The sequence below is a fragment of the Microbacterium testaceum genome (genome assembly GCF_001476285.1).
GTDB classification, from domain to species: Bacteria; Actinomycetota; Actinomycetes; order Actinomycetales; family Microbacteriaceae; genus Microbacterium; species Microbacterium testaceum_B.
This window is the reverse complement of the sequence record NZ_LDRU01000025.1, coordinates 1-6,966: the sequence shown is the minus strand read 5'-3', so window position 1 is coordinate 6,966 and position 6,966 is coordinate 1. Positions and strand designations below refer to the sequence as shown.

Here is a 6,966-nt window from a genome sequence, read left to right as displayed (position 1 = left end):
CAGGAAGACGCCGAGCGGGGTCGTGACGAACGGCAGGATCAGAGCGGCGTAGCTGTCGACGAGGCCGAGCGAAGACACCATCACGAACAGCGGGACGAAGGTGACGACGCCCGGGACCATCAGGGTCACCATGACGACGACGAACAGCGCCTTCTTGCCGGGGAAGTCCATCTTCGCCAGCGCGTAGCCGACCATCGAGCAGAACACGAGGTTGCCGGCGACGGTGAACAGCGCCACCACGATGCTGTTGCCGAAGAACTGGCCGAAGTTCAGCTGACCGAACCAGGCGCCGAAGTTCTCCCACGTGAACTCCTGCGGCCACCACGTCGGCGGACGCTGCAGGATCTCGCGCTGCGTCTTGACCGAGCCCAGCAGCATCCAGGCGAAGGGCAGGATCCAGACGATCAGGCCGACAACCAGTACGCCGTAAGTGAGTGCGCGACCGGGGGTGACGCGATTCTCGGAGCGGCGGCGGCGGCGCTGCGGCTCGACGGTCTCCGCGACCACGGCCGGAGCCGCGGGGGACGTGAGTGTCATGGCATCCTCCCTCAATCCTTCGAGCGCAGCACGCGGAACTGCACCAGGCTGAGCAGCGCGATCGCCAGGAACAGCAGGTAGCTCGCGGCCGAGGCCGTGCCGTACTGCCCGAAGCCGAACTGCTTGAACGTGTAATAGGCCACCGAGAGGGTGGAGTTGAGCGGGCCGCCCTGGGTCATCACGAACGCTTCCTCGAAGAACTGCAGGAACCCGACCGAGATGAGCACGGCACCCAGCAGCAGCGTCGGGCGCAGCAGCGGGAGCGTGATCGAGGTCAGGCGCCGCCACGACGAGGCGCCGTCCATGAGGGCGGCCTCCTTCACGTCGGTGGGGATCGCCTGGAGCCCCGCGAGGAAGATCACCATCAGGGTGCCGACGTTGCGCCAGACCGCCATCGCGATGAGCGAGGGAAGCGCGGTGCGGGTGTCGTTGAGCCAGTCCGGACCCTGGATGCCGATGATCGCGAGCGCCGAGTTGAGCAGGCCCTCGGGCTGCAGGATGTAGCGCCAGACGACCGCGACCGCGACGATGCTCGTCACGACCGGGGCGTAGAAGCCGACGCGCAGGATCGAGACGAAGCGCCCCTTGCTGGCGTTGAGCGCGAGCGCAAGGGCCAGCGCGATCGCCATGGTGACCGGGATGCCGACGACGACGAACGTCGCGGTCACGCCCAGCGAGGTGAGGAACACCGGGTCGCCGAGCACCGAGAGGTACTGCTCGAGCCCGACGAAGTTCACCGCGAACGGCGAGCGGATGTCGCGCGCCGTGAAGTCGGTGAACGACATCGCGAACGAGCCCACGATCGGCACGACCATGAAGACCGCGAAGACCGCGACGAACGGCAGGGCGAAGCCCCACGCGACCCATCCCTGGCGCCGGCGGCGGCTCGATCCCCCGCCGGCGCGGGCGCGACCGGACGCACGACGCGTTCCGGTCGCGCCCACGACTGCCTGCGTCATGATCTCAGCCCAGGCCCAGCTGGTCGGCGGTGGCCTGGAGCTCCTTGAGACCGTCGGCCGGCGACTGCTGGCCGAGGCGGATCTTCTCGAGCATCGCGTCACCGGCCGCGGCGACCTGCACCCAGGTCGTGACGGCGGGCACCGACTTGGCGGTCTCGAGCTGGGTGCCGAAAGCGGCGAGGGTCTTCGACGAGGCCAGGGCGTCGGACTTCCAGGCATCCTGGACGGCCGGGAGGTCACCGGTCGCCTCGTACCAGGCGGCCTGCGTCTCGGGCTCGGTCAGCCACTGCACGAGCTTCCAGGCGCTGGCGGCGTTGTCGGAGTTGTCGAAGACGGCGAGGTTGGCACCACCGCTGAACGAGGTGGACGACTTCTTCGCGGGCAGCACCGCGGTGGAGATCTTGTCGCCGAAGCCCTCTCCGCCGAGGTCGTTGAGCAGACCGATGAAGGCGGGCCCGTCGATGAACATCGGCGTGTTGCCCGAGACGAAGTCCGCCTCCTGCGCGCCGGCCGAGCGGTCGGCGGCGGGGTTGGCGATGCCGTCGGTGTAGAAGCTCTGGTAGTAGTCGAGTGCCTCGACGGTCTCGGGGGTGTCGAGGGTCCACTTCGAGCCGTTCTCGAGCTCGGCACCGTTCGACCACGGCATCCAGAGGTTCCCCTGGAACGAATCGTTGCCGGCGGGGAGACGGATGCCGTAGTCGGCCCCGCCCTTGGACTGCATGTCGGCGGCCATCTGCTTCAGCTCGTCCCACGTGGTGGGTGCCTGGTTCCAGCCGGCCTGGGCGGCGATGTCGGTGCGGTAGTAGAGCACGCGGGTGTCGACGTACCACGGCACGCCCGTCGCGCGGTCGTCGATCATCGTCGAGTCGATCGCACCGGGGAAGATGCCGTCGGTGGAGAGGTCGGTGGGGACCGTCTGCAGCGCGTCGCCGAAGTCGGCCATCCAGGTCGACCCGACCATCGCGAGGTCGGGGGTGTTGCCGCCGGCGATCGCCGTCTGGAACTTGCTGTAGGCCGCATCCCACGGAACGGGCGTGACGTCGACGGTCACACCGGGGTTGGCCTCTTCGAAGGTCTTCACGAACTCGGGCAGCGCCTCGCCCTCGGCGCCCATCGCCCACATCGTGAGCGTGCCCTCGGCCTTGGCGTCACCGATGGTGCCCGCCTCGCTCGGACCGGAACCGGTGTCGGAGGTGCGCCCACAGCCGGTGAGGGCGATCGCCGCGGCGGCGATCACGGCCACGGCGCTCCATCGGGTCTTCTTCATCGTGTTCCTCCTCGAACAGGCACCCGTCGTCGGGTGCTCCTTCCGTGCGTCGTGGTCGAGTTTAAGCGCATAACCTCGGGTGATGCAACCCGGGGACGTGCGGGGGCGGCCGCTCGCGCGCGTGGTGCCGTCGTGCCGCCGTGCCGTCAGGCGGAGTTCGGAGCCGACACGCCGTTTCGGCGCGCGCCGTAGCGGCGTGTCGAGGTCACACTCCGCCTGACGGCACACCCGGGACTCGAGGGACTCCTCCTCCCCAGACGACGAATCCGCCGACCCATCCACGGAATGCGGCGAGACCGCCCCGAGCAGCGGGCCGCTTCGGCCATCCTCGGACGATGTGCCACACGTCATCCGTCCGCACCCGGGCAGAGCTGCTCGCCACGGGCATGACTCGCCGCGCGATCGACCGCGCGCTGCGGGCGGGGTCTCTCATCCGCCTGCGGCGCGGAGTGTATGCGGATGCCGACGCCTGCGAGCCCGTGATCCGCGCGGCGCTCCTCGGGGGACCGCCCGCGTGCGTCAGCGCTGCGCGACACCATGGCCTCTGGATCCTCGCCGACCCCGAACCTTTGCACGTCGGACTGAAGCCGCGCGGACATCGACGCGCAGACGGAGAGGTCTCGCACTGGGACCGTGACACCGTCGACGCCTTCGGCCTCCCCGCGGTGGCGCAGACCCTCCGGCAGGTACTCCGGTGCCGCGGGGTCGAGGAGTTCCTGGTCGCCCTCGAATCGGCACTCCACCAGAACAAGATCCAGGATGCCGATCTCACGTGGCTCGAAGCTCACACGAACGCCGCAGGTCGCGAGGCGATCGCCTTCGCCCGACGTGACGCCGAGAGCGGACTCGAGACCCTGGTCCGGTGGCGCTTGCGCCACTGGGGAATCGACGTGCGGACGCAGCAGGGCGTCGTCTCCGTGGGACGCGTCGACCTTCTCATCGGCGAGCGCCTGATCGTCGAGGTCGACGGCGCCGAGAACCACGCCGCCCCCGACCACAGGCACCGCGACCTCGTGCGCGACGCCCACGCCGCCGCGTGGGGCTTCGTCACCCTGCGCTTCGACTACGCGATGGTCGTGCACGATTGGCCGACGGTCGAGCTCGCGATCCGCGCCCACGTCGATCGCGGCCTGCACCGCGCGCAGTCGTAACCGGTCTTTCCTCTCACGCCCGAGCGGGATGTCGCCTCACGCGGCGTTCCCCACCGCGCGGCGCGCGCCGTCGCGCGGGGGTTGGTGCCGCACCACCCGCACCGTCACGCGGAGTCCTCCACCGACACGCCGAGCCAGCGGCATCCAGACCCGGCGTGTCGCCACGAACTCCGCCTGACGGCCCACCCCCGGGATCACAGACCCGTGACCATCCGAACCGCCCCCGGCCGCCTACGCGTACCGTCCCGCGGAGTCCCCGCCGCACCACCCGCACCGTCACGCGGAGTCCTCCACCGACACGCCGAGCCAGCGGCTCCAGACCCCGTGTGTCACCCCGAACTTCGCCTGACAGCCCACCCCCGGGCTCCCCACGCGCACCGACACACCCGAACACGAACGTGCGACGGAACATCGGATGCCAGAGCTCAAGCCGGAGGCCGCAGATAACCCCGCACGAACTCGGCGAACAGCGCGGGCATGTCGACCGAGTCGTCGAGGAGCCACTGCTGCTGCAGGCCGTCCATCACCGCGCTCAGCAACCGCGCGGCATGCTCGGGGTCGATGTCGGCGCGCACCTCGCCGGCGGCCTGCCCCGCGCGCAGCAGATCGGCGGCCGTCTCGGCACCGTGGCGATAGCGCTCTGCGAAAGCCTCGTGCGACGGGTGAGCGGGGTCCCCCGCCTCGGCGACGACAAGGGTGTAGAGCGAGGTGAGGCCGCGGGTCGTGGCGTTGTGCGCCACGACCTTCTGCATCTGCTCGACGAGGGTGTGCTCGTGCGGATCGCCGGCCGCAGCCCGGACACGCTCGTCGCGCTGGCGCAGCACCTCCGCGAACAGCTCCTCCTTGGAGGCGAAGTGATGCATGAGACCCGCGGGGGTGAGGCCGACGCGCGAGGCGACCTCACGCAGCGAGCCGGCCGTGACACCCGACCGCCCGAACACCACGACGGCCTCGTCGACGATGCGCTGCCGCGTCTGCTGCCCCTTGGCGTAACTGCCGCGGCGCGCGCGGGGCGCGGGAGCGTCGGTCATCGGCATCCTCTCCCCCATCCCGGACACACCGATGCCCGGCACCGCCTCGCGGTACCGGACATCGAGCGTCATGCCGTCAGGGACGCGAGGCGCCCCACGACGAGCCGAAGACCTGCTGCTCGATGGCGGGCCGGAGGTTCTGCTCCATCCTGTCATCGACCATGTAGTCCTTGAGGGAGTCGTCCGTGAGAGCGTTGCCGATCGCCGCCATGATCATCGACTGATCCAGCGAGAGGTACCGCTCGGCGACCGTGCCGCTCTTCACGGCGACCGCGTCGTAGAAGCCGCCGGGGCCGTAGGCGCCGAGCTTCTTCTCCAGGCCGCGGAGGTTCTTCAGCACACCCTGGCGGTCATAGGGCAGGGCGAGGAACGCGGCGTGCGGCGTGACGACGCCATCGCCGAACGTCGGATTCGGGTTCGTTCCCTCCGAGCAGCCGGGGCGGTCGATGTCGACGTCGGTCTTCTCGGCATCCGAGGTGTAGCCATCGGACCGGATGCCGGCGATGTCGACGCCGTACTCGCTGTAGCCGCCGAACGGGTTGCTGGCGGGCGAGAATCCCCAGTAGCCGTATCCGGCTTCGTCGAGGCCGTGACGCTTCTGGATCTCGACCGTGATCGGGTGATTCACGCCCCAGGAGTCGGGACCCCACTCGGCCTCGGGAATCAGCAGGTCGGGCATGAGCGCCTCGAACATGCTGCCTCCCCAGCTCGGGACGAAGCTCATGCCGTCGTAGGAATACACCCCCTCGAAGACGTCGACACCGTCGTAGGTGCGCGTGTCTCCAGTCGGCAGATGCTCCTGCCACGCCCAGTCGCACCCCGCCGGCATGGTGCGGTGCGTGCCGTAGAGACCGAATGCCGGGATGGAACCCTCCGCGATGCCGAGGTAGGTCGCGATGCGGCTCTCGCTCACCGTGGTGTCGTAGTGGTGGCACGTGTAGAACGCCGTCTCGCCACTGCCGTTGTACATCGGCGCCTCGACCGCGCAGCCGTCACCGGGAGGAGCCTCCCAGAAGCCGCCTCGGTTCGTTCCGGCTGGAAGACCCGCAGCGCCCGCCGCGTCGAAGAACGCCGAGAAGTCCATGGACCGGTAGAGCGCATCGGCACGGTCCGCGAGCGTCGGCTCCGCCTCGCGGACGATCCGCAAGCCCGCCGCGAGCCAGCCGTTGTCGACCGTGCTGAGGAACGGGTGGATGACCTCGCCCGACGTCGGGAAGACCTCGAGCTTCGCGCCGGTGTCGGGGGCATACCAGTTGTAGTACATGCCGCTGCCCTCGTTGCGCTCCATCGTCTCGAGCGTGGAGACAGTAGCGGTGAGGCGCTCGCGCGCCTCGTCGGCGTCGATAATGCCGAGGTCGCGCGCCGTCACCGTCGACCAGAGGTAGCCGCCGATGTTGGTCGGCGAGGTGTATCCGGATGCCGTTGACTCATCGAGCGCACCGCCGATGTTGTCGTCGGGCAGGCCGGTGTTGTCGTGGGCCATCGCCGCGAGCGAGGTCCAGGTGTCCGCGGCGTACCGCTCGAGGTCACGCGCGCCGGGGCCGACGTGCGTGGGCGGACCGGCGTGGCCCTGGGGCCCGGGCTTCTCGGTCGGGGCCGAGGGCGGCGCGGCGACAGCGGGGGATGCCGCGGCGAAACCGCCCAGGACGAGTCCGACGATCGCGGTGGATGCCGCGAGGGTGTGCTTCATGACTGCTCTCCTCATCGAAAGCGCTCCGGGGGGATGTGGAGCTCACTGACCAGAAACCTTACACGTGTCAGGTTTCTGGTCAACCCGTGAGCCTCGGTTCGGCGCCTCGGTAAGACTCACCCACGCCGCGGCCGGGGCTCGCCACCGGACCGTCATGCGGAGTCCCGTGCCGACACGCCGGGCCAGCGGCATCCCGAACCGGCGTGTCACCCACGAACTCCGCCCGACGGCACCGCCCACGTCGGCCCCGCGGCCACCGGCCACCGGCCACCGGCCCACCGCCACGGGCCACGGGCCACGGGCCACGGGCCACGGGCCACGGGCTGCCCCG

General features: G+C 69.9%; 6 protein-coding genes. 1 reads left to right on the top strand and 5 read right to left on the bottom strand.

The window, feature by feature from the left end; all coding sequences use genetic code 11:
• From NS283_RS05140 to NS283_RS05130, 3 genes are all read right to left on the bottom strand, one after another.
• Window positions 1-537: carbohydrate ABC transporter permease (locus NS283_RS05140; RefSeq protein WP_193751321.1), on the bottom strand; the 537-nt coding region annotated here is incomplete at its 3' end.
• Window positions 538-548: 11 nt separating this feature from the next.
• Window positions 549-1,496: a carbohydrate ABC transporter permease gene (locus NS283_RS05135; RefSeq protein WP_058595809.1), complete on the bottom strand. Its 948-nt coding sequence runs from the start codon at window positions 1,494-1,496 to the stop codon at window positions 549-551.
• A 4-nt stretch (window positions 1,497-1,500) separates the two neighbouring features.
• Window positions 1,501-2,763: an extracellular solute-binding protein gene (locus NS283_RS05130; RefSeq protein ID WP_058595808.1), complete on the bottom strand. Its 1,263-nt coding sequence runs from the start codon at window positions 2,761-2,763 to the stop codon at window positions 1,501-1,503.
• Window positions 2,764-3,098: 335 nt separating this feature from the next.
• Between NS283_RS05130 and NS283_RS05125 the strand changes: the two genes are divergently transcribed.
• Window positions 3,099-3,914 carry a type IV toxin-antitoxin system AbiEi family antitoxin domain-containing protein gene (locus NS283_RS05125; RefSeq protein WP_058595807.1) on the top strand — a complete coding sequence of 272 codons (816 nt, stop codon included), beginning with the start codon at window positions 3,099-3,101 and terminating at the stop codon, window positions 3,912-3,914.
• A gap of 425 nt (window positions 3,915-4,339) precedes the next feature.
• Here NS283_RS05125 and NS283_RS05120 read toward each other — a convergent pair whose 3' ends face one another.
• Both NS283_RS05120 and NS283_RS05115 read right to left on the bottom strand, forming a co-directional pair.
• Complete coding sequence (locus NS283_RS05120; RefSeq protein WP_241492192.1) at window positions 4,340-5,017, bottom strand: TetR/AcrR family transcriptional regulator; 678 nt, start codon at window positions 5,015-5,017, stop codon at window positions 4,340-4,342.
• A gap of 4 nt (window positions 5,018-5,021) precedes the next feature.
• Window positions 5,022-6,635: a glucoamylase family protein gene (locus NS283_RS05115; RefSeq protein WP_058595806.1), complete on the bottom strand. Its 1,614-nt coding sequence runs from the start codon at window positions 6,633-6,635 to the stop codon at window positions 5,022-5,024.
• Between the last annotated feature and the right edge of the window lie 331 nt (window positions 6,636-6,966).

Bases quoted from the DNA above. Each gene is read 5' to 3' on its own strand.
- NS283_RS05135 (WP_058595809.1), bottom strand. From the start codon at position 1,496: ATGACGCAGGCAGTCGTGGGCGCGACCGGAACGCGTCGTGCGTCCGGT.
- NS283_RS05130 (WP_058595808.1), bottom strand. From the start codon at position 2,763: ATGAAGAAGACCCGATGGAGCGCCGTGGCCGTGATCGCCGCCGCGGCG.
- NS283_RS05125 (WP_058595807.1), top strand. From the start codon at position 3,099: ATGTGCCACACGTCATCCGTCCGCACCCGGGCAGAGCTGCTCGCCACG.
- NS283_RS05120 (WP_241492192.1), bottom strand. From the start codon at position 5,017: ATGACGCTCGATGTCCGGTACCGCGAGGCGGTGCCGGGCATCGGTGTG.
- NS283_RS05115 (WP_058595806.1), bottom strand. From the start codon at position 6,635: ATGAAGCACACCCTCGCGGCATCCACCGCGATCGTCGGACTCGTCCTG.